The sequence below is a fragment of the Nitrospira sp. genome (genome assembly GCA_030653545.1).
GTDB lineage: Bacteria > Nitrospirota > Nitrospiria > Nitrospirales > Nitrospiraceae > Nitrospira_D.
The window spans coordinates 1-22,496 of the sequence record JAURZE010000004.1; the positions used below are offsets into that span (position 1 = coordinate 1).

The 22,496-nt window shown below is 57.9% G+C and carries 25 protein-coding genes; 19 read left to right on the top strand and 6 right to left on the bottom strand.

Going from position 1 to position 22,496, the window contains the following annotated elements; all coding sequences use genetic code 11:
- Positions 1-609: 609 nt before the first annotated feature.
- The gene (locus Q7U39_00070) at positions 610-903 is read left to right on the top strand and encodes a hypothetical protein (GenBank protein MDO9116322.1); all 294 of its coding nucleotides are present in this window, start codon (positions 610-612) and stop codon (positions 901-903) included.
- Positions 904-1,396: 493 nt separating this feature from the next.
- Here the strand turns inward: Q7U39_00070 and Q7U39_00075 are convergent, their stop codons facing one another.
- Positions 1,397-2,272: a hypothetical protein gene (locus Q7U39_00075; protein MDO9116323.1), complete on the bottom strand. Its 876-nt coding sequence runs from the start codon at positions 2,270-2,272 to the stop codon at positions 1,397-1,399.
- Between the two features lie 267 nt (positions 2,273-2,539).
- Between Q7U39_00075 and Q7U39_00080 the strand changes: the two genes are divergently transcribed.
- The 4 genes from Q7U39_00080 (at position 2,540) to Q7U39_00095 (ending at position 4,959) form a co-directional block, all read left to right on the top strand.
- The gene (locus Q7U39_00080) at positions 2,540-2,908 is read left to right on the top strand and encodes a hypothetical protein (protein ID MDO9116324.1); all 369 of its coding nucleotides are present in this window, start codon (positions 2,540-2,542) and stop codon (positions 2,906-2,908) included.
- 13 nt (positions 2,909-2,921) lie between these two features.
- Complete coding sequence (locus tag Q7U39_00085; GenBank protein MDO9116325.1) at positions 2,922-3,200, top strand: hypothetical protein; 279 nt, start codon at positions 2,922-2,924, stop codon at positions 3,198-3,200.
- Positions 3,201-3,375: 175 nt separating this feature from the next.
- Positions 3,376-4,029 carry a Crp/Fnr family transcriptional regulator gene (locus Q7U39_00090; GenBank protein ID MDO9116326.1) on the top strand — a complete coding sequence of 218 codons (654 nt, stop codon included), beginning with the start codon at positions 3,376-3,378 and terminating at the stop codon, positions 4,027-4,029.
- A 222-nt stretch (positions 4,030-4,251) separates the two neighbouring features.
- Complete coding sequence (locus Q7U39_00095) at positions 4,252-4,959, top strand: Crp/Fnr family transcriptional regulator (protein MDO9116327.1); 708 nt, start codon at positions 4,252-4,254, stop codon at positions 4,957-4,959.
- Here Q7U39_00095 and Q7U39_00100 read toward each other — a convergent pair.
- Positions 4,933-5,700: a response regulator transcription factor gene (locus tag Q7U39_00100; protein ID MDO9116328.1), complete on the bottom strand. Its 768-nt coding sequence runs from the start codon at positions 5,698-5,700 to the stop codon at positions 4,933-4,935. The genes Q7U39_00095 and Q7U39_00100 overlap by 27 nt on opposite strands.
- Before the next feature lie 144 nt (positions 5,701-5,844).
- On the opposite strand from Q7U39_00100, the gene kaiC reads away from it, so the two are divergent.
- From kaiC to Q7U39_00115, 3 genes are read left to right on the top strand one after another with little or no spacing between them, the layout of a single operon-like run.
- Positions 5,845-7,299: a circadian clock protein KaiC gene (gene kaiC / locus Q7U39_00105; GenBank protein ID MDO9116329.1), complete on the top strand. Its 1,455-nt coding sequence runs from the start codon at positions 5,845-5,847 to the stop codon at positions 7,297-7,299.
- Positions 7,300-7,355: 56 nt separating this feature from the next.
- A complete protein-coding gene (locus Q7U39_00110; GenBank protein ID MDO9116330.1) occupies positions 7,356-7,685 on the top strand; it encodes a circadian clock KaiB family protein in 330 nt (109 codons plus the stop codon).
- On the top strand, positions 7,682-8,494 hold the full coding sequence (locus tag Q7U39_00115) for a sensor histidine kinase (protein ID MDO9116331.1): 813 nt from the start codon (positions 7,682-7,684) through the stop codon (positions 8,492-8,494). Before Q7U39_00110 ends, Q7U39_00115 begins: the two co-directional genes overlap by 4 nt.
- Before the next feature lie 247 nt (positions 8,495-8,741).
- On the opposite strand, the gene Q7U39_00120 is transcribed toward Q7U39_00115, so the two are convergent.
- From Q7U39_00120 to Q7U39_00135, 4 genes are all read right to left on the bottom strand, one after another.
- Positions 8,742-9,329, bottom strand: coding sequence for a DUF488 domain-containing protein (locus Q7U39_00120; protein MDO9116332.1), 588 nt, complete (start codon positions 9,327-9,329; stop codon positions 8,742-8,744).
- A gap of 138 nt (positions 9,330-9,467) precedes the next feature.
- The gene (locus Q7U39_00125) at positions 9,468-10,208 is read right to left on the bottom strand and encodes an FAD-dependent oxidoreductase (GenBank protein ID MDO9116333.1); all 741 of its coding nucleotides are present in this window, start codon (positions 10,206-10,208) and stop codon (positions 9,468-9,470) included.
- Positions 10,209-10,222: 14 nt separating this feature from the next.
- Positions 10,223-10,522: a hypothetical protein gene (locus tag Q7U39_00130; protein MDO9116334.1), complete on the bottom strand. Its 300-nt coding sequence runs from the start codon at positions 10,520-10,522 to the stop codon at positions 10,223-10,225.
- A 114-nt stretch (positions 10,523-10,636) separates the two neighbouring features.
- Complete coding sequence (locus Q7U39_00135) at positions 10,637-12,385, bottom strand: thiamine pyrophosphate-binding protein (protein ID MDO9116335.1); 1,749 nt, start codon at positions 12,383-12,385, stop codon at positions 10,637-10,639.
- A gap of 535 nt (positions 12,386-12,920) precedes the next feature.
- On the opposite strand from Q7U39_00135, the gene Q7U39_00140 reads away from it, so the two are divergent.
- The 11 genes from Q7U39_00140 to Q7U39_00190 all read left to right on the top strand — a co-directional run bounded on the left by Q7U39_00140 (position 12,921) and on the right by Q7U39_00190 (position 22,424).
- The gene (locus tag Q7U39_00140; GenBank protein MDO9116336.1) at positions 12,921-14,222 is read left to right on the top strand and encodes a DUF4382 domain-containing protein; all 1,302 of its coding nucleotides are present in this window, start codon (positions 12,921-12,923) and stop codon (positions 14,220-14,222) included.
- Positions 14,223-14,568: 346 nt separating this feature from the next.
- Complete coding sequence (locus tag Q7U39_00145) at positions 14,569-14,976, top strand: hypothetical protein (GenBank protein ID MDO9116337.1); 408 nt, start codon at positions 14,569-14,571, stop codon at positions 14,974-14,976.
- Between the two features lie 8 nt (positions 14,977-14,984).
- Positions 14,985-15,902 (top strand): M48 family metallopeptidase, encoded by a 918-nt coding sequence (locus tag Q7U39_00150; GenBank protein ID MDO9116338.1) that lies wholly within the window; start codon positions 14,985-14,987, stop codon positions 15,900-15,902.
- A gap of 47 nt (positions 15,903-15,949) precedes the next feature.
- A complete protein-coding gene (locus tag Q7U39_00155) occupies positions 15,950-16,582 on the top strand; it encodes a glycine zipper domain-containing protein (GenBank protein ID MDO9116339.1) in 633 nt (210 codons plus the stop codon).
- 292 nt (positions 16,583-16,874) lie between these two features.
- The gene (locus Q7U39_00160; protein MDO9116340.1) at positions 16,875-17,666 is read left to right on the top strand and encodes a hypothetical protein; all 792 of its coding nucleotides are present in this window, start codon (positions 16,875-16,877) and stop codon (positions 17,664-17,666) included.
- A 144-nt stretch (positions 17,667-17,810) separates the two neighbouring features.
- Positions 17,811-18,164: a hypothetical protein gene (locus Q7U39_00165; GenBank protein MDO9116341.1), complete on the top strand. Its 354-nt coding sequence runs from the start codon at positions 17,811-17,813 to the stop codon at positions 18,162-18,164.
- Between the two features lie 166 nt (positions 18,165-18,330).
- Entirely contained in the window at positions 18,331-19,485 is a 1,155-nt protein-coding gene (locus Q7U39_00170) for a hypothetical protein (GenBank protein MDO9116342.1), read from the top strand.
- Positions 19,486-19,487: 2 nt separating this feature from the next.
- Positions 19,488-20,381 (top strand): class I SAM-dependent methyltransferase, encoded by an 894-nt coding sequence (locus Q7U39_00175; protein MDO9116343.1) that lies wholly within the window; start codon positions 19,488-19,490, stop codon positions 20,379-20,381.
- Between the two features lie 60 nt (positions 20,382-20,441).
- The gene (locus tag Q7U39_00180) at positions 20,442-21,425 is read left to right on the top strand and encodes a polysaccharide deacetylase family protein (protein ID MDO9116344.1); all 984 of its coding nucleotides are present in this window, start codon (positions 20,442-20,444) and stop codon (positions 21,423-21,425) included.
- A gap of 581 nt (positions 21,426-22,006) precedes the next feature.
- On the top strand, positions 22,007-22,159 hold the full coding sequence (locus tag Q7U39_00185; protein MDO9116345.1) for a DUF3309 family protein: 153 nt from the start codon (positions 22,007-22,009) through the stop codon (positions 22,157-22,159).
- A gap of 43 nt (positions 22,160-22,202) precedes the next feature.
- Positions 22,203-22,424, top strand: a complete 222-nt coding sequence (locus tag Q7U39_00190; protein MDO9116346.1) for a hypothetical protein — start codon at positions 22,203-22,205, stop codon at positions 22,422-22,424.
- Positions 22,425-22,496 lie beyond the last annotated feature (72 nt).

Below are 22,496 nucleotides of genomic sequence, written 5' to 3' on the forward strand. Positions count from 1 at the left end.
TTGACGCCTACATGACCCACCGCAATACCCAGCCCACCCCCTTTGTGTGGACCAAATCCGCGCAGGAAATCTTAGCGAAAGTGAATCGGGCCAAGAGCGCTCTGGATAAGACAAGAACAGCATGAATCACTACACTAGCTGTGACCAGGGGCATTGTCGAAAACGCCAAGATCGTCTCAGCTTGGACGTGGATTGGAATCTCAGGGAGAATAATTATTCTGCTCACGGAATCGCCTTGTTGCGAGGCCTTCGCATTATCCGTGCATTGACTCTCGCCGATGCGGCTCGTAGGGTGAGTGTATGGCGGTGTGAGTGACGCCGACTGTCCCATCCCTCGCGCATCCCGTCTATTTTTCTTTTCTGCGCGTCTGATTCCCCGGTCTCCACCGCTTCTAGAAAGACGGTTCCGTTTCTTTCCTTCAATTTGGGTAGGCGTGGGTGCGTCGAATTCCGCGGTTGTTGTGCGGTCGACATCTGTCCGGCGGCAGAGCACCCAGGCGCACGATAGGGAAACGAGACCGGGGCAATCGTCAGCTGCGCTTCAGTGAGCGGGCCCGGCATGAAGCGCCATCAAGGGCCCTACACAATCCGACCGAGGAGGAAGAAATCATGAGAATCCAGTTATTCGTGAAGCAACTTGTTTTGACGGGATGTCTGGTGATGAGTGCGATAGTGCCGACGGGCGAGGGCCAAGCGGCAGATCCCCGGACGACGTCATCGGCCGCTCCGCTCGCGACGGGCGAGATGAATGTCATGGCATCGGGCTCAGTGGAGGACACACTGAAATTGTGTTTGGCGAGAATTCCCAAGGATGCGAGTGCCGGACAGCGACTCTTGGCCGAACAGAGCTGTCAGGGGGCAGAGCGGACAAGAAGTACGAGCCAAGGCGCTTCCCAGTATTGAGAGCTTGGTAAAAAGAATCGGAAGTCCTTCTGCAGCCCCTGAAGGGGCTGCGGATCGGCTCGGTGACGGTCCGATTTTTGGAGAGCAAGTGGCGGGGCATGCGGTAAACGCTTTTCTGCCATGCCGTCATCTGATGGGGGGTATTATGAAATGTCCACGTTGTCAGGGCCTGATGATCATTACTTCGATGAACGAGCCGTTTTGTGCCGACGCGGTGGTGGGGTGGCGCTGCCTGCTCTGCGGTGAGGCAACGGATCCGGGAATCGAAGCCAATAGAGCGGTCCCTCCTCCGTCGGTTCGAACCCGGGCGCGGGTACCCGGATCGACGGTCGCGAGGGGCGGACGAGCAAGAAGCTGAGAAGTCCAGAGGGGGCGAACGATGCGAACATGGCGAGACATTGGGCCGGAATTGTCGCTGGGGTTCTACCTGGTCGCGTGGGTGGTAGCGTTGGCCCTCACGTATGTGCAGTCGCGATAAGTCCGAAGTGCCTGGCTACCGTGAACGCGACCGGTCCGGCGCACGGAAATGCAGCGGGTCTCTGAGACTCTGGAGCTCCCGATAATAGTAGAAGGCAGTGGGTCGTCTCGTTCCGAATCGCAGGGCGCGCAGAAACGCAATCTCTTCCTCGGTCGCTTCCCCGCTCAGTGACGCATCCTTTAGAAACTCAGTGAGTCCAGGTTCCTCCTCTGTGGATGCCGCGGGACCCTTCTCGATAAACTCAAACCGCTTCTGGTGGCCGGGAGCGATGCGGCGATTGAGCACGACTTCAATACAGAAGGTCGCGAGGTCGATGTCCCAGGATTCAATCATGGGATCCAGAAAGGCGATACAGTTGTCGTTCGAGAGATCGAAGATCGTGGTGTCCAGAAACTGCAGGACCGTCACCCGCATCTGAGGGTACGTCTTCTTGCTGAGGCGCGCCACCTGGCGCATCCAGACCTGATTGTCGAGCTCCTTCCTGGCGACGCCTTTGGCGACGCTGAGGAGCTTTTGCGTGACAAACCGCTCGAGTTCCCCGAACGGCTGCTTTTCAAAAATCACGCGAATCTCGCCGTTCTTGTCGGTGTTGCATTTGCGAAGGATCAGCTCGCGCACGTCGCGCAGCAAGGGGGCCGGCTGGTCTCCCAATCGTTTCTTGAGGTGCTCTCGCCTCTGCAAGTCGGCGAGTTTGGCCAGCTGCCCGTCCGGCAATTTCAATACTCGACTGATCTTGTCGTACATGTCGGTGCGGTTCGGCGCCGGAGGAAGCTTCTTGTTCGCCATGAGCTGCGAGATGTACGAGTCGGTCACGTTGGCGGCGTGCGCGAGATCTTTCTGCCCCAGTCTCAGTTCTTTCAATCGATTCTTGATAAAAAGCGCAATGGTCACGGGTCATCTCCCTGGTAGTTTTACGAGTTAAATAATAAGAGTTAACTGTATAGACTCTTGTGGAGCTGTGCAATGGAGTAGTTGACTAAAGTTACTTAAAGAGCCTAGAGTGTTCAAGCAATCTTCAAGCAATCTTCAAGCAATGAGGATTCGGTCAGCATCAAAGGCTTGTCCCGGTAACCTCCTGCCAGTGTGGTTCAGTCAGCGAGTCTTGCTTGTTCCGTCGTCCAACTGGCGGCGGAGTCTTGGATAAGAAGGAGAGGGTCTATGACCACGCACGCGACAGTCTCCATCCACATCGAGACGACGGACGCCTTGTCACGGTTGTATCTATTCCTGGCGCAAGCCATGGACCGTGCCCTGGATGAAAAGGCCCGGGGCCGCGCCGATGAGTCTGAGTTGGACGCGAATTTTGCCGGAGCCAGGAGCATAGCATTGGAGTTGCTCTCGGTGAATCGGGTGGTCAGAGATAAGGTCGAGGCAGAGTGCAATCGTATCCGGTCGTTGATTGAGGCTTGTCTCAAGGGGGGCGCGTCCCAGATGGCCCTGGTGGAGGCGTTGAAAACGGAGCGGGGGATTGTGAAGCAGAAAACCATGGTGCTGAGCGACCTGCTCGCGGTCTTTCGAGCAGCCTGAAAGGATTATCCGGATGACATCACCATCAATGGCCGGTTCGAAAGCACGATGGCGGGCCACACGCGTGACGGGAGAAATTATGAAGAACACATCGCAAACGTTTGTCCTGACCATGAATTCCCCATCCCGGAAGGGGATGCGGATCTGGACGGGGAAGAATATCCATGCGCTGCGCCATTGCTCAGTGAAGCAGATGGGGCAGGCGCTGATCGAATTGCAGCACCACATGAATCAGCTGCAGGCGGCGACGCCGGGGCCCGGTCGGTCGGACTTCCTGAATCGTTCCCGCTAGCGGGGGCTGGATCGCGTTTCATCCGCACCGGAAGGTGACGGTGTCGCAGAGTGTGTGTCTCCGGTACTCGGCGGCCTTACGGCGCTGAGCCTGTGATGAACCGGCGAGGCAGGCAGAGAGCGTTCGGATAGGGAGCAAGTGAGAGGCAAGGTACCCGATTTCGGGAGGTAGGTATATGGCAGCCAAGCGAACAGCGCCGTTTGATTTCCAGAAAGTTCTAGAAACGGTCAGCAACGGGAAGACGATGCTGACCTTTCCAAAGAAGAAGATGATCTTTTCCCAAGGAGATGCGGCAGACGCCGTCTTCTATATCCAGTCGGGAAAGGTGAAGTTGACCGTCGTCTCACAGCAAGGCAAGGAAGCCGTCATTGCGATTCTTGAGCGAGGGGAATTTTTCGGTGAATCCTGCCTCGCCGGGCAGAACGTTCGTCCGGCGACAGTGACCACGGTAGAAGATTCCAGTATTGTGCGCATCGACAAAGACGTCATGATCCGTCTGTTGCATGATGAGCCCACATTTGCTGAGTTCTTTATGTCGGTGCTGCTGGTGCACAATATTCGTATTCAAGAGGACTTAGTCGATCAGCTCTTCAATTCCAGCGAGAAGCGCCTGGCCCGGGTATTGTTGCTGCTGGCGCATTTCGGGAAAGAGAGCAAGCCGGAGACGGTGATTCCCAAGATCAGTCAGGAAACGCTGGCCGAGATGATCGGAACGACGCGCTCCCGTGTCAGTTTCTTTATGAATAAGTTCCGCAAGCTGGGCTTTGTCGAATACAACGGCGAACTCCACGTGCATAGCTCGCTCCTCAGCGTTGTGCTCCACGACTAAATGTCCGTTCGGCCGGGCTCGGGTGGTCATGGATGCGACATCCAGGAAGTTCCACGTCAAGCCGTCTCCTGCACGCGCGAAACATTGGGGCGAACAAGGTTGTGTCTGTGTGCCGATGGGATCGGAGTCTAGTTCTGAGCAATATTGATCAGAATTTGAGTTCTTGGTGGGAGAAAATCAAACGATTGGGCAAATGGGGCGTCAGAAGGGGCACTTATAGCGATGGCCGCAGCGAAAACGGATTCAGCAAAGTCGAAACCATCCAGCGTGGCGCGAACGGCTCCTATTCAAGTCGCACGGTTTGATCCCAAGACCTTCCTTGCCAAGGTGGGCAACGGAACGACCATGCTGAGGTCCACAAAGAAGCATGTGCTCTTTTCCCAAGGGGATGCGGCGAATGCGGTATTCTATGTCCAGACAGGCAGAGTCAAGCTCACCGTAGTTTCACCGCAGGGCAAGGAAGCCGTCGTCGGAATTCTGGAGCCCGGGGCCTTTTTCGGTGAAGGCTGTCTCGCCGGACAGGTGGTGTGCATGGCAACCGCCACCGCACTGGAAGTATCCACGATTGCGCGTATCGACAGGGTCGCCATGATTCGCGTGCTCAACGACGAGCCCGCTTTTTCCGCCCTGTTCGTGGCGTATCTGTTGTCCCACAGCATTCGCATCCAAGCGGATCTGGTCGATCACCTCTTTAATTCTGCCGAGAAGCGGCTGGCGCGTATTCTCCTGCTGATGGCCCACTTCGGCAAGGAAGGGCAGCCCGTCCCGGTGATTCCCCAGATCAGCCAAGAAATGCTGGCCGACATGATCGGCACCACGCGTTCCAGAGTCAGCTTTTTTCTGAACCGGTTCAAGAAACTGGGCTTCATCAAGTATAACGGTGGGCTGGAAGTGCATAGCTCGCTACTGAATATCGTGCTTCACGACTGACCGCGCCGCCGCTGTTCTTGTGGTGGTCCGTCTCGCGGTTCCTGACTTCTTAGCGTTTCCCTTCGTGGATTTGGGCTCGTCCATAGGCAGGACTCCGCGTTGCAGGGCCGCATGGATGAGGTCCCGGTGGGAGTGCAGCCGCATCTTCCGCAGCAAGCCGGCACGATGGGATTCGGCGGCGCGGGAACCGATCTTCAGTCGAATGCCGATATCGCGGTTGGTCGCTCCCTCCACGACGAGCTGCAGGATCTGTCGCTCGCGGGCGGTCAGTGTATCAGGGAGGCTCGGCGAACCTGTCTGAGCCTTTTCCAGCAGGGTGCCTTTTGCCGTATATGAACCACGGAACGAATCGGAAAGCCTTGGACTCAGGTAACGCCGACCGGCAACCACTTCGTGTACGGCCTGGAGGAGCTCGTTGCCGCAGGATTCTTTGGCCACATAAGCCGCAGCACCGTTGTGCAAGGCTTCCAACACATAGGCTTCATCGCCGCACATGGAAAGAATGATGACACGGGTATCCAATTTGAGGCGCAGGACTTTTCGTGTGGTGTCGAGCCCGTTCAGTCGAGGCATCATCAGGTCGACGATCAACACCTGGGGTTTCTTCCGCTTGACGAGTTCGATTGCCTCGAGCCCGTCAGCCGCTTCGCCCACAATGACGCATCGGGGATCCGACTCCAGCAGCGCCCGCAGCCCTTGCCTCACGACAACATGGTCATCCGCCAACACAATAGTCGTCATTGCAACGTCTCCTCCCGTGGCCGCGAAAATGTTGCTCACTGTATCAGGAGCGACTCCTGATGTATGCCCTGTATTGCTCATGCGCCTCCATCGGCGTCTGCACTGACAAACCGGGGAGCGATCTCATCGAGAGGAGGGGGGACGGTGGCCAGACCAACGCGAAGGGTGCTCGAACAAGAGGAGGCCGGATTGCGGAAGAACAGGAAACAGATCAGAAAGATCCCGACCGGCATCGTCGGGCTGGACAAAGTGCTGGGCGGAGGCCTGCCTGCCGAACGTATGACACTGGTCGGCGGCGGCCCCGGGAGCGGGAAAAGCATCATCGGCTTGCAATGGCTGTTGGCGGGCACCGATGCCGGCGAGCCGGGCATTCTCGTGTTGTTCGAAGAGCGTGTCGCGTCTGTGCGCCAAAACGCCGCCGGCTTGGGATGGGATGTGGCCCGGCTGGAGCAGAAGGGCCTGCTGTGCCTGCTGGATGCCCGGATCAGTCCTGAAGCGGTGGTCTCCGGCGACTTTTCCATCAAGGGGCTGCTGGCGATCATCGGACAGAAGGCCAAGGCCATGCGAGCCCGGCGCATCGTGATCGATGCGGTGGATGCGCTGCTGTATCTGTACGACAGCCCCATGCGCGAGCGACACGAATTATATTCGCTCCACGAATGGCTGCTGGACCAAAAACTGACGACGATGATGACGGTCAAAACAGTCCCGCAGGAGGAATCTCCCCGGTACGCATTTCTGGACTTCATGGCGGATTGCGTCATTCACGTCGATCAGCGGGTCACGCAACAGATCACCACGCGCCGCCTGAGAGTGGTCAAGTATCGGGGGGCCGGATATGGCCGTAACGAGTACCCTTTCGTCATCAGTCAGGACGGCATCAACGTCATTCCCATCACCAGCAACGTGTTGCAGCATCGTCCGCTCGGTCCCAAAGTATCCAGCGGCCTGGCCGGGCTCGATGGCGTGCTCGCCGGCGGCTTCAGGCGCGGGGCCAGCACGTTGATCGTGGGGACTGCCGGTAGCGGAAAGACCACGCTGGCCTGCATTTTCGCTCAGGCTGCCGGCCGACGCGGCGAGCGCGTGCTGTATCTCAATTTCGAGGAGTCGGCAGAATCGATGGTCGGCAACATGCTGAGCCCGGGCCTGGCCCTGGGGCCGCTGATCAAGCGCGGGACGCTGGTTATCCGGTCCTACCTGCCGGAAGCGATGGGCGTGGAGGAGCATTTGTTTCATGCTCTGAAAGCCCTGGATGAGCTGCAGCCTCAGCACGTCGTGGTGGATGCGATCTCGGCCTGCAAACGCATGGGCTCGGAGCAGGCGGCCTTTGAGTACCTGATGCGGCTGCTGAACGACTGCCGGGAACGCGGGATCACCTGTTTCTATCTTAATCAGGCAACCGGCCTTGATATCGTCGCAGAGATCAGCGGCATCGGTATTTCGTCCATTATCGACACCGTGGTGCTGCTTCGCCATCTTCCGGTCGGCCATGCGATGAAACGCCAGTTGCTCGTCATGAAGTCGCGGGGCTCGAAACATTCCGACCTCTTCCACGAATTCCACATTACTGATCGAGGAATTGAGCTGGAGAAGACCTAGCTCACAAGAGCAGCCCGGTCGGTCTATTCGATGGGGCGCAGGTACACGGGAGTCCGATGATGAAATCTTGCAGTCTCAAGACGCGCCGGACGGCGCCGGCCGGAGAGAATACCTATGTCTTCCAGCTCTTCGTGGCCGGCAACGAGTCCAATTCGACGCAAGCCAGAGATAACCTGGCCAGACTCTGCAAGGAACACCTCACGGGGCGGCACAAGATCACCATCGTAGACGTGCTGAAAGACGCCGCGACCGCGTACACCCATCATGTGCTGGTGACCCCCACCTTGATCCTGATCAAGCCTCTGCCCAAGGTTCTTCTATTGGGCAACCTCAGCGATACGCGGCATGTGCTTGCCGCGCTCAGACTGATCGGTGGTGAGCAATGAGGCCCCGGAAACCGCCGCTCCGCAAACCGCAGATCAAGGGAGCAGCGGCAGAGGAGTTGGTTCACGCGCTGAGGACTCACCAGGTGGACGCCATCGTCGGCGAGCGCCACATCATGCTGGTCCGTTTGAAGCAGGCGGAAGAGAACCTCGAGCTGTCGCGGAACCAGCTGCGCGCCCTCACCGCAAGTCTGTTGTCCACACGGGAGCATGAACGGACCGTCATTGCCCGGGAGATCCATGATGAGCTGGGCCAGGCGCTGACATGCGTGCAGTTGGGATTGTCCTGGATCGCCGGCAAGGTGACGGCACGGCAACAGCCGTTGCGGGACAAGATCAACTCGATGACGGCGCTGGTTATGACCATGATCCGGACGGTCCAACGAATCGCGGATGACTTGCGTCCTGGCCTGTTGGATGAGTTGGGGCTGGTGAAAGCCTTAAAGTCAGAGGCACGGAAGTTCACCGGATATACGGGAATACCCTGCAAATTTGAGACGAATATGGGGAACACCAAGTGTAGCCGTGAAGGGGGTATTACTATCTTTCGTATCGGCCAGGCAGCCCTCACGAATGTGGCCCGGCATGCCAACGCATCCAAGATCGTGATGTCTTTGATGGATGAAAAAACTCATCTTGTCTTGACGGTGCATGACAACGGGAAAGGGATCACCAGGGAGCAGATCTCGAGCGCCCAGTCGCTCGGCATTATCGGCATACGAGAGCGCGTCCTGGCGCTCAAGGGCTCTCTGAAGATCAGGGGTTCAAAAACGACGGGGACAACCTTGACGGTACGAATAGTTCATTTCTGAGCTTTTGTTCTTGGTATCTTATCGCCGGACCGCTTCTGGGGGCCCCGGCGTTGAAGCTCTTCAAGTAAGAGGCCTTCTGCCGCACCTCGATTTTCCACGGGTCCCTGTTCAACTTCTCGAGTCAGCCACATTTCGTAAGCCAGCTCGTCCTCCTTTGGTCTGACCGCAGGAGGAGGGGCCGTTGGTTTTCTCGTAGTCGCTTTCCTCGCCATTCCACACCTCGCTTTCTGGTTGAAAGTTACCTGTGCTACTGGGTTGTCCCATCGAATGAATGAAGGAGCGACTGTTGTTCGTGTTCAGCCGGATAGGTGATGTGTGTGCCGTTCACTTTGGCGAATGGCGTGAGGGTGTGAGGTTTAGGATGTGCCATGCTTGTGATGTGCTCGACCGGAATTCCTCTCACCGCCAGCGCATCAGCAATCAGCGACCGATGACAACGCCAGGGCACCGCTTCAGCGCACATGATCGTGGTTCGTTCACGACTGGCTACCCCAATCAGCGTTTCTATCCCTGCTTGGAATGACGCGGTCTGCATGTAATCGGCGTAGCCGCGGAATGAGGCGTTGCGCCAGCCTCTGTTAGGCGAGTCCCGGAGAGCGTGACGAAGCCCCCCGAGCTCAGCCAGGTGTGTATAGTCGATGCCGGCTTGTCGAAGTGGTTGCGGAAGTGTCTCGTGATTGAACTGCGGGTTATAACGAGAACGCGGGACGGTGCGCACATCGATAAGATGTTTCACGCCGTGTGTGTGCAAGAGGTTGAGGAAAGCCTCCAGCGACCGGGTGGAGTGCCCGATAGTGAAGACTGCAGGCAGTTGTGTTGAGGCGCGCGTGCTCATCGTAACGGTCCAGCCTCTCTGCGGTTCATTCAATGCGGTCACCACGCTTAAACGTGTTGGCCATGGGGTTCTCCGTACGGAGCGCTCGCAAGTTCGGTCACCTCCGCCAGCGCTCCTGGACGCTCGGCGAGGGTATCGTCAGTACCCGGCGAACTCTTCCGCGCGGATGTCTTCCTCGTCGACGCCGATTTCACGAAGCATCGTCTGTAACCCTTTCACCATTTTAGGCGGCCCCGCAATGTAGTAGACGGGCAAGGCGGCGTGATTCGCATACGTGGCAAGCTTTTCTTTGGTGATCAGGCCGGTCTCACCGGGCCAGGTCCGATGGGATTGCGTCATGTCGGTCATGGTTGCGATTAGCGAGTAGTGCGGATTATCCCGTTCCAGCGCCAGAAGTTCATCGAGGAATGGCGCATCCTCCGGTCGGCGATTGGAATAGAACAGGATGAGGCGATGCGGGCGTTTCTCCTTCGTGGCACAGCGCAGCATACTTCGAAAGGGCGTGATGCCAATACCGCCTGCCAGCAGGACCGCCGCTCGCGTGGCATCGTCGTGCAGCGTCAAGGCACCGGACGGGCCTTCGATCTTGACGGCTGTTCCTATGGGAAGGCGCTGCAACACGCGTTTGAACGCGGTGTCACGCATGCGCGTCGCGACCATGAAGAGGTCATCCTGGGGAGCGCTCGCGATCGAAAAAGTTCGTGTGTTTCCTTCACTATCCGTCTCCGGAGGATTCAGCAGAGTCATATCGACATACTGGCCGGCTATGAACGTCCACCCCTCCGGCTTCTCAAACCGAAAGGCCATCGTGCCTTCGGCGATGTTTTCCCGTGTGCTCAGTTTGGACAGAAACGTTGTCGCGATAGCTGCCGTGCTCATAAGTACATCCCTTCTTAGTAAATGATGGGTGGTCGCTTCTCCGCGATGACCAGCATCAACCGGCGTCGCTGCAACGGGCGGTCCGGATCTCGTGTGTAGTGCGAGGAGTCCTCCGATACTTCCACGTGACTAAGCGGAATTGAAATGTGTTGATTCATATGAGACACGGTGGTCTCGATCGAGAGCGTCACGGAGGCATCGTTGCAGCCGGTGACTTCGGCGTTCAGATCCGTCGCATCGAGGAATTGCACGGTGACCCGCTCTTCCGGGTCAATCCATGGACGGATCAGCTGCTCTTTTTCGTCGTGTGTCATGCTCGTCTCCCACATCTGTTCTGAATGAGTGCCAGGCCTCCACTTCGAAGCCCTTTCTGTGATCTTCATGCGTGACCTCTTTCTGTTGTCATGACGTGCCTGGTATGAAGCGGTTTAAACGATCTCTCGGATTTTGTTCTCGACGATTGTCTTGAGAATGTCCCAGCGGTCTTTCTGTCCCCGGACTAAGGCTTCCGCAACGTGCATTGCCTGCTGCAGTGTGATTGTGCCGGGCAGAGGCGGCTCCAGAGGATCAATGATCGCCTCGACGACCACCGGTCCGGGCTGAGCAAAGGCCTGACGGAGCACGTCGCCGACCTGTGCGGGATCCTCCACGGTGTACCCCGTCGCACCGCAAGCCTTCGCATAGAGGGCGAAATCGATCGGCTGTAATTGGACCCCGAATTCCGGATTGCCCTCAAAGGCCAGTTGCTCCCATTTGATCATGCCCAAGAGGTCGTTCTTCAGCAGAATGATCTTCACCGGCAACTGGTATTTGACCATGGTCGCCAATTCTCCCATCAACATCGTAAAGCCTCCGTCGCCGACGATGCAGACCACTTGCCGGCCGGGAAACGCCACTGCCGCTCCCACACCATAGGGCAGCGCGTTGCCCATGGAGGCGAGCGTACCGGAGGCCGAAAACTGCATATCGCCTTTGATGCGGATGTGTCGGGCGGCCCAGGTCGTGACCGTGCCTGTATCGCAGCAGATGATGGCATCCGAGGCGAGCACGTCGTTGAGTTGATGGACGACTACCTGCGGCTTCAGCGGCCTGTCCATGCGGCTCCCTCGTTTGTCCATGAGGGTGTTCCAATCCTTTACCTGCCCCTGGATCTTTTCGAGGAAGGGATGTTTGGTTTTGACCGCAATGCGGGGGAGAAGCGCCCGTAACACATTCGGGCAGTGCCCGACCAATCCCACCTCAACCGGATAGCGAAGGCCGATACGGACCGGATCGAGGTCGATTTGCACGGCCTTGGCCTGCCCGGGCTTGGGGTAGAACTCCAGATAGGGGAAGCTCGTGCCGGCGATGAGCAGCGTGTCGCAATCCGCCAGCGCTTCCTGAGAAGGTGCCGTCCCCAAGAGCCCGATGCCTCCGGTGGTGTACGGGCTATCATCCGGCACCACGGCTTTCCCGAGTAACGGCTTAATAATGGGGGCTCCCACCTTTTCGGCCAGATGCAGAATCTCGTCCCGCGCGGAGAGACACCCCCGGCCGGCGAGGATGGCGACTTTTGATCCTGCATTGATGATCTCCGCGGCCTGTTCAAGCAGCGCGCTCCCGGGCAGCGGCAGCGCCTCACTCGCGAGGTGTCCGCTATGCCGCGGGATATTTGCCGGAGAGCCCTGATCATCGGTCCATTCCTGCACGTCTTTTGGAATCGTAATGTGCGCCACGGTCCGGCGCGCAAGCGCGGTTTTGATGGCCACATCGACGACATTCAAGACATGCGATGGTCCATTGATCCGTTCGTTGTAGGCCGCCACGTCGACAAGCGCTTTATTGAGATCGACGTCCTGCTGATAGTGCGTGCCGATCAAGTCATGGTAGGTATGGCCGGTAATCGCGAGCACGGGCTGGCCATCGCATTTGGCATCGTAGAGACCATTGATCAGATGCAGGCCGCCGGGACCGGAGGTGGCCAGGCAGACGCCCAGGCGATGCGTGAACTTGGCATAGGCACAGGCCGCGAATGCCGCGGACTCTTCGTGCCGGACTTGTATGAATGTAATACGGTCCTGGCGGGTTCGCAGGGCTTCAAAGAGTCCGTTGATGCCATCGCCGGGATAGCCAAAGATCGTGTCGACGCCCCAGGCGATCAGTCGCTCGATGAGCGTATCGGCTACCGTGTTTCCCATGGCTTCATTCCATTCTCCCGAGTACGGGCATGTTTTCTTCTTCCGTCCCACGGGAATGATCCAGAGTTTCCCGGTTGGACTGGACTGTGAATAACTGACGACCCAAGAGCCTCCAGACTGAAATCGGAATCGCGTAACGGTAAGACAATTCAGGAGCCGTATCTGTTCAAAGTTGCTCACGTCGGTCTGACCAGCGACTCGCTCTCGATCTTCTTCTCTGTCTTTGCATCTGAGCTGCATTGACCAGACGTCTTCAGCCGATAGGCAGAGTATGGCCATTCATTCGCCGGGTCCGGAGATCCTACGGTCCGTTGACAGGTCGATAGGACGGACAAGGCTGTTGCGGCCCCATCGTCGGGTAAGAGCTGGTGGATGGGTTTGAAGGCTCCCACTACCGTGTTTTCTGTCGGTGCTGTTTGAATGGTGGCGAGATTGCAGATGAGGCCATGCCCACGAATCGTTATGTGGCGTCGTTCTCCCAAGAGTCGGCTGATACGTTTCTGGTCGAAAATAGATACATGCACAGGGGCAATATATGAAAACAGTTGGAAGCTTGGGCAGATTATTCTTCGGGTTCATGGGCTTGCTGGCGGTTGGCTTATGCGCCGGCTGTAGTGGCGGTGGTGGCGATGCCGGTGGTGGCGATGCCGGTGGTGGTGCCGGCAGCGCACAGGCAGGCGCCCTCAGCGTGTCTCTGACCGATGCACCGGCCTGCGGTTTCGATGAAGTGAATGTCACCGTCAGCAGAGTGAGAGTCCATCAGAGCGACTCGGCGAATGAAAACGCCGCCGGTTGGACCGACATCACTCTCAATCCCCCGCGTAGAATCAATCTGCTGAATCTGAATGATGCCACGCAGCCCAATTTGGCTCTGGAAAGCCTCGGTGAAACGCCCTTGCAGCCAGGACATTACACCCAATTGCGTCTGGTGCTGGTCGAGAATAACGGCAGCAATCCACCTGTCAATTCAGTCGTCTTGTCAGGACCGCCACGAAATGAAATCCCCCTCGATATGCCCAGCGCAATACGATCGGGGATTAAATTAATCCGCCCGTTCGATGTAGGGGCCGGGCAACATGTCGATCTGTTGCTCGACTTTGATGCTTGCAAATCCATTGTCAGGCGCGAAAACGGGACCTACGGGCTCAAGCCGGTGATCAAGGTCATTCCATTTGCGCTGAATGGCATCGAAGGTTTTGTCGACACCGCTCTGCTTGGCAGCCATGTCGTCGTGTCGGCTCAAGTCAACAGTGCGATCATCCGGGCAACGGTGCCGAATCCCAATACCGGAAGATTCCTGCTCGCCCGTCTGGATCCGGCCAACTACGACGTCGTGATTGCCGCGGATGACCGTGCGACTAAAGTCGTCGCAGGAGTGCCGGTGGCAAGCACCACAAGCATCACGACCATCAGCACGAACGCAATGCCGGCTCCGCCGATCACGTTGCAGCCCTCCACATCCCAGAGCATGAACGGCACCGTGTCGGTGAGTCGGTCGGATGATGGCGACGCCGTCATTGTTGCAGCGACGCAATCGTTGACCGGTGGTCCTGTCGTGACCGTGAGATCGCAGGTCGCCACAACACTCACGAGTACGCCGCAGACCGGCGACTACGGGTACAACCTGACCCTCCCCATTGCCCGGCCTTGGCTTGGCTCGTTCAGCACGCCTCTCCCGATCCTGTTCACGGAGCAGCTGGTAGCGGTGGCAGGTGTATATACTGTCCACGGCTCCGCCCTGACCCCTACCATTGTGTATGCAACCCAGACTCCACCGCCATCGCCCGTGACTATTACCGGAGAGCATACAACGCAAGTCTTCACCTTGACGCCGTAAGTGATCAGTTGCTGAGCGGAAGGCGGCGACCGTCAGCTGAGTCGCGCCACCAAGCACTCGGTTTCTCCATCGCATTGATTCGGCCGGTAACAGCTCCGCGATCCCTCTCATGGTGGTCGTGGAGCCGATTCGATTGGCCTGTCTTCGTTCCATCCGTCAATTCGCACATATATCAGCTTCCCGTTTTTCTCTGAGAACGATTCGGTACGAACGAAAGTCTCAGATGGGCGTTCCATTCGTCTTCCGGCCTGAGCTGTATTGACCAGATGGTATCGGCTGAAAGGTAGAGCATGACTGTGAGGCTCGGTTGACCCGGGGTTCCTAGATCCGAAAAGAAAGGGTTGTGATGAACATACAACCAGAACAGAAACAGGGGCGTGTTCCATCTGCCTCCACGCCGGCGATGCCGGAGAGCGTGGTTGTACCAATATCCGGCGCGGTGGCAGAGAAGGTAAGCGGGGAGTTGCAACGACGCCTGCTGGATGCACGTCTTCACTGGTGCCAGAAGAACCGAGTTTACGCCAAGCAGCGGGATGAGAAGGAAGGCTGGTTGGCTGAAGAGGAGGGGCTCCATGATGCGGTGCTCGGCAGGGAGCGGGTCGAACTCATACGCCTGTGCTATCCCTCACAGGTTGAGCGCTATCGTCTTGGTTTTCATGATGGGCAGGCGCTCCTTCGCATCCCGCTGGCGGCTATGAGGCAACATCATTCTTATGGAGGAGCGGTCCCACGCTCTTCCTACAACTATAGGTAGAAAAGTCGATGACCTGCCCACGTTGTGCCGGCTCCATCGTCGCGGAGCATTTGAACAATCCCGACGCCGGGTCCTCGATCGGGTTTCCCTGTCGGCGTTGTCTGAATTGCGGCGGAGAGGGGACAACGTGTTCGGATGCCTCAGACATCAGAGCCCGCTCGCTATTACATCCGGCCGTGGAGTGGCGGCAGGAACAAGGCCGCGTCGATAAGAAAGGAAGCTTCATGGATATGAATAAGATTCTTTGCTCCGGTGTTCCGGCTTCCGCAGTGCTCTGTCTGACCCTGTTCATCGGGGGGTGCGCGACTGACACTTCAGCCGCACCGCCAGATTCGCAACCGGTCGCGCGCGAGAAGACTGATTCAGCCCCTCGTCACTTGGATCCGCAACAAGCCGAACGGCTGAAGGCCGTGATGACTCCACTCCTTCAAAAGATGGATCACCAGATCGCACTGGATTCGGTTCGCATGGCGATCATGGATGATTCTCATATCAATGCCGCCAATGCGGGCGGCGGGGAGTTCTATGTGACGACCGGACTCCTTCAGAAGGCCAATGATGAGCAGCTTGCGGGTGTCATCGCACATGAGGTCGCGCATGCCGATCTCGGGCATGTGACGAAACTGCAAACCATCGGAGCCGGAACGAACATTGCTGCAGTCTTGCTCGGAGTGCTCGGGATTCCCGGCGCTGAGCTTGTTCCATTGGCAGGGGATTTACTCGTGGCTCGGCCGTACGGGCGAGACGCGGAATATGCAGTCGACCGCCATGGTGCCGAACTGCTTCAACGGACCGGACGGGATGGTAAGCAAATGATGGCCGCCACGCTGACCTGGCTGATGCAGGCAGAAGGTACAGGGGCGGGAGGATTTTTCGCCACGCATCCTGCCACCGAAGACCGGATCAATCGAGTCCGCCAGATGTAACGGCCAGGCGAATCAGACGGTTCGCCGGCATAACCAAGGAGACCTGTATGAACACGCAAGGACACAACCGGAGCCGACTCACGGCCGGTTCATTGGCGGCGCTACTGCTGGTATTAACGGCAATTCCAGGCTGTGAGTCTGCCGGGAAGACCGTGACGGATCATAAAGACACGGCTATTGGCGCCGGCGTCGGGGGCGCCGGCGGTGCCGTTATCGGAGGCCTTGCCGGGGGAACAAAAGGCGCCGTCATCGGCGGATTGTTAGGTGTCCTGGCCGGCGGCGCGGTCGGGAACTATGTCGAGCGGCAGGATAAGGATCGCGCAGCGGCCGCGGCCGCGACCGGGTATCAGGCTTCGCAGGGGAACGTCGTACGCCTGGAGAATGGTCAGGCGCAGCCCAGCACGGCGCGGGCCGGCGAGACCGTGAATCTGAGTTCGACGTATACGATTCTTACGCCGAACAACCAACCGATGACGATACAGGAGAGCCGGGAGGTGCGCCACGATGGGGCGATGGTCGCGAATCCGACAGTAAACACTCAACGAGCCAATGGGACATTTACCAGCACGGTGCCGATTATCCTGCCTTCCGATGCCCAGAAGGGAATCTATGACGTCACGACCACGGTTGCGATGGGCGACCGGACGGCAAGGTCAATGACGAGTTTCACCGTGCAATGAGGCCGAGCCGTGAACGGAAAAACCAGGAGAACGGGAGCGGCAGCTTTGATGCGGCCAGCTTGTCAGATTCCCCCAGTCACGCCCACAAGAAACACGTGGCTCGCTCGGGCCGCCCTCATAACCCGTCGCTTGGCCATTTGGGAGGATGCCGCCAGAGAGGTAACAGCCGTAATCGGGAGAAGAAACAGACCGGACCGAGAAGTCGGCCCGTCTTTAGATAAGCGGCGGCAGTAGGTGTCGCACATTATCCTCATCAACAATCTTCGAGCATATGGAGTCGAAAGGAGATCTCATGACACAGCCTATTCTCTGGAAAATATTAATGCTCACGGTGTGGCTCATCGGGGCTGTGCCCGTTTCTGATGCTTTTGCGGAAGTAAAAGAGGCTGATCCTCAGCTGCTTTCCGAGAACCGTGTGCTTCTCGGCACGGTAGAAGAAATCAGAAGCGACCAGGCCAAAATCAATACCGGTGAGGGACAGCCGCGGTATATCCCTATGAACGTGCGGAAGGATAAGGGATTGCCGGAGCTGAAAGTAGGGGATCTGATCGAAATCACAATCAACGATCAGAATCTGCTGGTCGATGTTCACAAAGCCGGTGAGGCCAGCCACCATCGTGTGGTTCGCGGGCGGCTCGCCGAACCGATGCCGACCGGACACGACAAGGCAGTGATTCGCACGACGGAGGGAAAAGAAGAGACTCACCTTATCCGGCCGGTTGCAAAAAGTAAGGTCGCGTCGATTCCCGTGGGGGCGGACGTCGTGTTTCTCATCGACGAGTTGGACAAGATCGTCGACGTGACGATGGGGAGCGTGGAATCAGTGCAACGGTCGGCGGACCTCGGGCAGCAGAAGTCGCCTCTCAAGGGGAATCTCGAACAGGTCACAGGCAAGATTCTGAAGCCCTTGAAGGGCAATGTCATTGTCATTCAGACCGCGGACGGGAAAGAGCACTCTTACAAGGTGCGTTCGCTCGTTCAGCCAAGACTGGCGACGCTGTCCAAGGGCGATGCTGCAGTGCTTTTGCTGGACGCGGAAAACAAAGTCATAGATGTCGCGTTTCAGCCGGCTGTTACGAAGTAATCGCAGGCCGGCAACCGTCAGGCGTGTTTTGCCGGGTGAATAGCCAGGATGTGAGCAATAGTGAACAGATTGTGGGCTGTCTATTTCGGTAAATTTGCAAGAACTTGCACATGCGTCGCATGTGTCTACCCACAGGAGGAAACCATGAGATATTCCGCTATGGCGATGTTGGTGTTAGTCATGGGAGTCGGCGCCGGCTGCTCCATCACCGATACCGCGAGTGATATGCGCGGTATCAAAGGTATTGATGGCGACAAGCTGACGCACATCAACACGCGCAACTATGCGATTAACCTATTCATGAGCAAACCGATCGTCGGAGACGCCACGCTCAACGCCACGGTCCAGAGCTTCGCCGATGAGGCCAAAAAAGCCGGGGCCACGAAGGTCCGGATCGTCCAATCGGACACGTCGGTCATGTGGTATCTCATTCCGGTTTTAGGGTTCGTTTTCACCCCGGTGTATACAAACGTAGCGGGAGATGCGCTGCTGCCATAGGAGATGCCATCGCACGGGGGTTCCGGTTTCATGAAGACCCAATAGGGGCTGGTGATTTGCCAGGACCCTGGTCCACGTGGGGCGCGGCGGGGTGATCGAGTTTAAAAGCGATTTGGTGAACCCGGTGGCTTTGCTGCAGCGTCCAGCACCAGTGGAGGTCAGCGCGATGAGCCGAGGTCAGTCAAACCAGTGTGTGGTGGAACGGAGCGTTGGATCGCAGTCGACGGCGTCCGCTCCACTTCTTCCAGTGACCCATGTCCAGTCATTCCATGTGGAATACATGGAGGTGGCGCGGTTACAGACACGTCTAAGCGCTTCGCCATCCGGCTTCCTGGCGGTCGTCCATCATGGCCGAACTTCAGGGAGTCCCTGCGGCACGGGTGTCCTTCCGGTTGTCTCTCTCGATCTGCCGCAATTGAGCGACCCGCCATTAGCCGAGGTGTGGACCAGCCCTCTGCCGGTGACCTATCACCAGGCCGAGGGAATCCACTGCGCCATGAATGACGAGGTGCTCTTTGGCGCGCTGCAGGTGGTAGAGCTCCCGGGAGCGTTGCTGGATACGGTGACCTACCGCGCGTATCGACAGCTGCTTATGCAGGCACGTGCTCTGGGGTATCCACATCTGCTACGGGTGTGGAACTATTTTCCTTCTATCAATAGCGAGTCCGACGGGCTGGAGCGGTATCAGCGCTTTTGCGCGGGCCGGTACCAGGCGTTGGCCGAGGGGCTTGAGGGATTTCCTCGAACCTTGCCTGCCGGGACCGCCGTCGGGACGCTGTCCGGTCCGCTGACCATCTATTTTCTGGCGGCGAAGCAGCCTGGCGCGCATATAGAAAATCCTCGGCAGGTGAGCGCGTACGAGTATCCGCCTGTCTATGGTCTCCGCAGTCCGTCGTTCGCACGAGCCACTCTTCAGCCGTCTTTTTCAGGAGCGCAACTGCTCATCGCCGGTACGGCGAGTATCGTCGGTCATGCGAGTGAGCATGTCGGCGCGCCTCACCAACAGACCCTGGAAATACTGCACAACCTCAATGTGTTGCTCGTACGGACTGAACAACTCCTTGGCATTGATCGCGGGCAGTGGTTTGGGCGGGCGCTCTTCAAAGTCTATATTCGGCATCCGGAACATGCGGTGACGATTCGGGACATGCTGACGGCGTTGTTGCCGTCCCATGCGCAGGTGCTCTACCTGCAGGGAGAGATGTGCCGAAGCGAGTTATTAGTGGAGATCGAGGCCGTGTTGACTCAAGAGCAGAGGGCCGGAGTGAGCCATCGGGGGCTTGCCGGCTCAAGTGGGTTCTCCGCAGCCGGTAGGATTTGAATATGAGCCGGATCGCGTCACCAGCGCGTGAGTCCTGTCGCGAGGAGACGGCAGACGTCGTTCATGCTCCGCCGCCGGCCAAGGCGGCGCAAGTCAGGGCGTGCTCGGACATTGCCGCTCGCAACCAGGGTTTCTACGACGCACTCTGGTCTGCAAGCTCTGTGACCCTCCCGCAGCGATTTAATACCTGGCCGCTGCTTTCCGCGCTCGCCGCCTCGGCTCCGGCGCGACTCGAAATCGGCCCAGGCTTGAGGCCAAGACTGCCGATTGCGGGGACATCCTTCGTCGATATCAGCCAGCCGGCTCTCTCCCGGCTGAAGGCGCACGGCGGTCTCACGATGCTCGGTGACGTGACTGCGCTGCCATTCCCTGACCGCAGCTTCGATTTGCTGTGCGCCTTCGATATCGTCGAGCACATTGAAGATGATCAGCAGGCGTTCTGCGAGCTCTCCCGTGTCGCGAAGGACGATGCGATCGTGGTTCTTTCCGTGCCGCTGCATCCCGCGTGCTGGAGCGCCTTCGACACGCTGGTGGGGCACGTTCGACGCTACGAGCCCGGCGAACTTCTCGCGATCCTCAGAACGCATTCCTTTTCGTTGGAGCAGAGCGCGGTGTTCGGTATGCAGCCCAGGAGCGGCTGGCTTCTCGACTTTGCGGTCTGGGGTCTGACGCACAAACCGGTGCAGGCGATGCGTTGGTACAACGGGCTGTTTCTGCCCCTCGGACTGTTCTTGCAGAGGCCTCTCGCCTGGTCGACCGGCCTGACCGACGTGACGAACGTCGACGAGATCCTGCTTGTCTGCCGGCGTGACCGTCGGCCTGCAGAGCAGAGTCCTGCAGTAGAGCGTATGCAGATGGTCCTGGAAGCGCCGGACATGATTGTGGAACCTCGATGATGCAAAAATGGGGGATTCTCACATCAGCAGCCGGTCGAAGTTGATGAGAGGCAAGCCTTGATGGATACCGTGCAGGCGAAGGCGAACAACGGGGTAGACAGCGCGAAGGGTGAGATCTCTCAACAGGCAGGGAAGCTGGAGAGGCTCTACAAGTACGGTGCGTTGCCACAAACATCTCATGCACCGCGGACGTCCTTTCTTCGTCTACCGGCCGAACATGCATCCATGACCCCGCGATGGCATTTCACCATTGATGTGGATTGGGTTCCGGGGTCGCAGTTCGGATTAGCAGGGTTGCTCGAGTTTTGTACTCGATGGCGGCTCAAGGCCACCATCTTTGTGGCGGGGCGGTTTGCGGAATCCTACCCGGATCTCATCAAGGACTGTGTGAGGCAAGGCCATGAACTTGGTACGCACGGGTGGGAACATGGCAGCCTTGAGGTCGATGAAGATTTCAGGTCGGCCACCTATCACCAGCAACGGAGATGGATCAGGCGCGCCACCGACGCGGTGGAACAGGCGTCAGGGGTTCGCCCGGTCGTGTTCCGCGCACCGAGTTTGTGGATCAGCGAAACCACGTTGTGTGCGCTGGAAGACGAAGGATACCGCTACGATTCATCGGTCCCGGCCAGGCGGTTCGATTGCGGTTTCGGCCGGGTACATTATCTGAAGTATTTTCGCGCCCCGCGCGAGCCGTATCGCCCTTCGTCAACTCATCTGCGGCTGCCGGGGCACAGCTCGATCATCGAGGTGGCTCCCTCGGCACTCCTGTTTCCCTTGAACCTGGCCACGCTGAGGACGTTCGGTTTGCCGGTGCTGGCCTGGATGGTCCGCCGGATTGTCCGGGAGTCGCCGCGGGTGGTGTTTTATTGTCACCCCCACGAATTCGTGACGTCGCATCAGCAACGCTTCCCGCGCAACATGTCCCCCTGGAACATGAAAGGCATGAGGCCGGAGAACTTCCTACTCCTCGACGGATTTGTCGGGTATATGCGGCAGCTCGGCTATTCGTCCGCTCTGTTTGCAGACTCGTTCGGCACCTGACGGACCACGAGATCTGCGTTCCTCGACGCATCCCTCTTGATCGACATCGTATTCAGTGTGCGCCGGCCGGAACATGCCTGTCCGGTTTTTCCTTGAGTCAATTCTGAGCAATTGTGAACAGACTGCCCACAGCCTTCCCGCCATAATTAACTATCTTTCTGAGGCTTACCCCCGCCGGCATTGCAGTCATTCTGGGCATAGAAGGAGGCAATATTATGACTTGCCGAGTAGCCCGATCGTTTCACGATCGCAGCCAACAGGATCTGGTCGCTTGTTGCGAATGTGGCTCGCCGATTCTAAAAGTTCGCTCCGACTCACAATCCTTGGGCCCGCATCTATGCCCAATGTGTGCACAGCCCCTCGTTGCACGCGGAGCGGTGAATGAACGGGCGTTGACGCCCATACGTGATTGTGTTTCTGCCTGATCATTCCACGGCACTAAGCGGTATGGGGTCTATATGATCGGATAGGAACATCGCTGAGCGAGTCGGATGCAGGGGCTGAGCTGTAGTAGCAGCATCTTCTTTCTCGATGCGGAAGCATATTGTCGTATGCCGATGTCGTAAAACAGGAGACATGAAATGAGTACTATTTTGATTGTCGTGCTGGTGCTGATACTTGTCGGAGCGTTGCCCACGTGGCCGCATAGTGCCAATTGGGGATATGGTCCCAGCGGTGGATTGGGTCTCATCCTGCTGGTTCTCGTGATCCTCGCCTTGACCGGCCGTCTCTGATTCCAGGCCCTAGTAAGAGCGCGGGCTCATGAAAGGATCGACCATGACAACAACAACGACGCTCGGTGTCGCCCTCATTCTGTTCGGCCTCGTGGTATTAGCCTACCAAGGCATTACGTACACGACTCAAAACAAGATCATCGACATCGGGCCGCTCCAGGCCACGGTCGACAAGAAAGAGACGATTCCGCTTCCTCCCATTGCCGGAGGATTGGCGCTGGCCGGGGGAGTGGCCCTGCTGATCATGGGTGCCAGAAAGGCTTAATGTCGTTCTTGCATTGTCCGGTCAGAGGGGTGTCTGACCCCCACTGCGGCCATGTGACATGACTAAATAAGG

Bases quoted from the DNA above. Each gene is read 5' to 3' on its own strand.
- Q7U39_00070 (MDO9116322.1), top strand. From the start codon at position 610: ATGAGAATCCAGTTATTCGTGAAGCAACTTGTTTTGACGGGATGTCTG.
- Q7U39_00080 (MDO9116324.1), top strand. From the start codon at position 2,540: ATGACCACGCACGCGACAGTCTCCATCCACATCGAGACGACGGACGCC.
- Q7U39_00085 (MDO9116325.1), top strand. From the start codon at position 2,922: ATGACATCACCATCAATGGCCGGTTCGAAAGCACGATGGCGGGCCACA.
- Q7U39_00090 (MDO9116326.1), top strand. From the start codon at position 3,376: ATGGCAGCCAAGCGAACAGCGCCGTTTGATTTCCAGAAAGTTCTAGAA.
- Q7U39_00095 (MDO9116327.1), top strand. From the start codon at position 4,252: ATGGCCGCAGCGAAAACGGATTCAGCAAAGTCGAAACCATCCAGCGTG.
- Q7U39_00100 (MDO9116328.1), bottom strand. From the start codon at position 5,700: ATGACGACTATTGTGTTGGCGGATGACCATGTTGTCGTGAGGCAAGGG.
- Q7U39_00110 (MDO9116330.1), top strand. From the start codon at position 7,356: ATGATGAAATCTTGCAGTCTCAAGACGCGCCGGACGGCGCCGGCCGGA.
- Q7U39_00115 (MDO9116331.1), top strand. From the start codon at position 7,682: ATGAGGCCCCGGAAACCGCCGCTCCGCAAACCGCAGATCAAGGGAGCA.
- Q7U39_00120 (MDO9116332.1), bottom strand. From the start codon at position 9,329: ATGAGCACGCGCGCCTCAACACAACTGCCTGCAGTCTTCACTATCGGG.
- Q7U39_00125 (MDO9116333.1), bottom strand. From the start codon at position 10,208: ATGAGCACGGCAGCTATCGCGACAACGTTTCTGTCCAAACTGAGCACA.
- Q7U39_00130 (MDO9116334.1), bottom strand. From the start codon at position 10,522: ATGACACACGACGAAAAAGAGCAGCTGATCCGTCCATGGATTGACCCG.
- Q7U39_00135 (MDO9116335.1), bottom strand. From the start codon at position 12,385: ATGGGAAACACGGTAGCCGATACGCTCATCGAGCGACTGATCGCCTGG.
- Q7U39_00140 (MDO9116336.1), top strand. From the start codon at position 12,921: ATGAAAACAGTTGGAAGCTTGGGCAGATTATTCTTCGGGTTCATGGGC.
- Q7U39_00145 (MDO9116337.1), top strand. From the start codon at position 14,569: ATGAACATACAACCAGAACAGAAACAGGGGCGTGTTCCATCTGCCTCC.
- Q7U39_00150 (MDO9116338.1), top strand. From the start codon at position 14,985: ATGACCTGCCCACGTTGTGCCGGCTCCATCGTCGCGGAGCATTTGAAC.
- Q7U39_00155 (MDO9116339.1), top strand. From the start codon at position 15,950: ATGAACACGCAAGGACACAACCGGAGCCGACTCACGGCCGGTTCATTG.
- Q7U39_00160 (MDO9116340.1), top strand. From the start codon at position 16,875: ATGACACAGCCTATTCTCTGGAAAATATTAATGCTCACGGTGTGGCTC.
- Q7U39_00165 (MDO9116341.1), top strand. From the start codon at position 17,811: ATGAGATATTCCGCTATGGCGATGTTGGTGTTAGTCATGGGAGTCGGC.
- Q7U39_00170 (MDO9116342.1), top strand. From the start codon at position 18,331: ATGAGCCGAGGTCAGTCAAACCAGTGTGTGGTGGAACGGAGCGTTGGA.
- Q7U39_00175 (MDO9116343.1), top strand. From the start codon at position 19,488: ATGAGCCGGATCGCGTCACCAGCGCGTGAGTCCTGTCGCGAGGAGACG.
- Q7U39_00180 (MDO9116344.1), top strand. From the start codon at position 20,442: ATGGATACCGTGCAGGCGAAGGCGAACAACGGGGTAGACAGCGCGAAG.
- Q7U39_00185 (MDO9116345.1), top strand. From the start codon at position 22,007: ATGAGTACTATTTTGATTGTCGTGCTGGTGCTGATACTTGTCGGAGCG.
- Q7U39_00190 (MDO9116346.1), top strand. From the start codon at position 22,203: ATGACAACAACAACGACGCTCGGTGTCGCCCTCATTCTGTTCGGCCTC.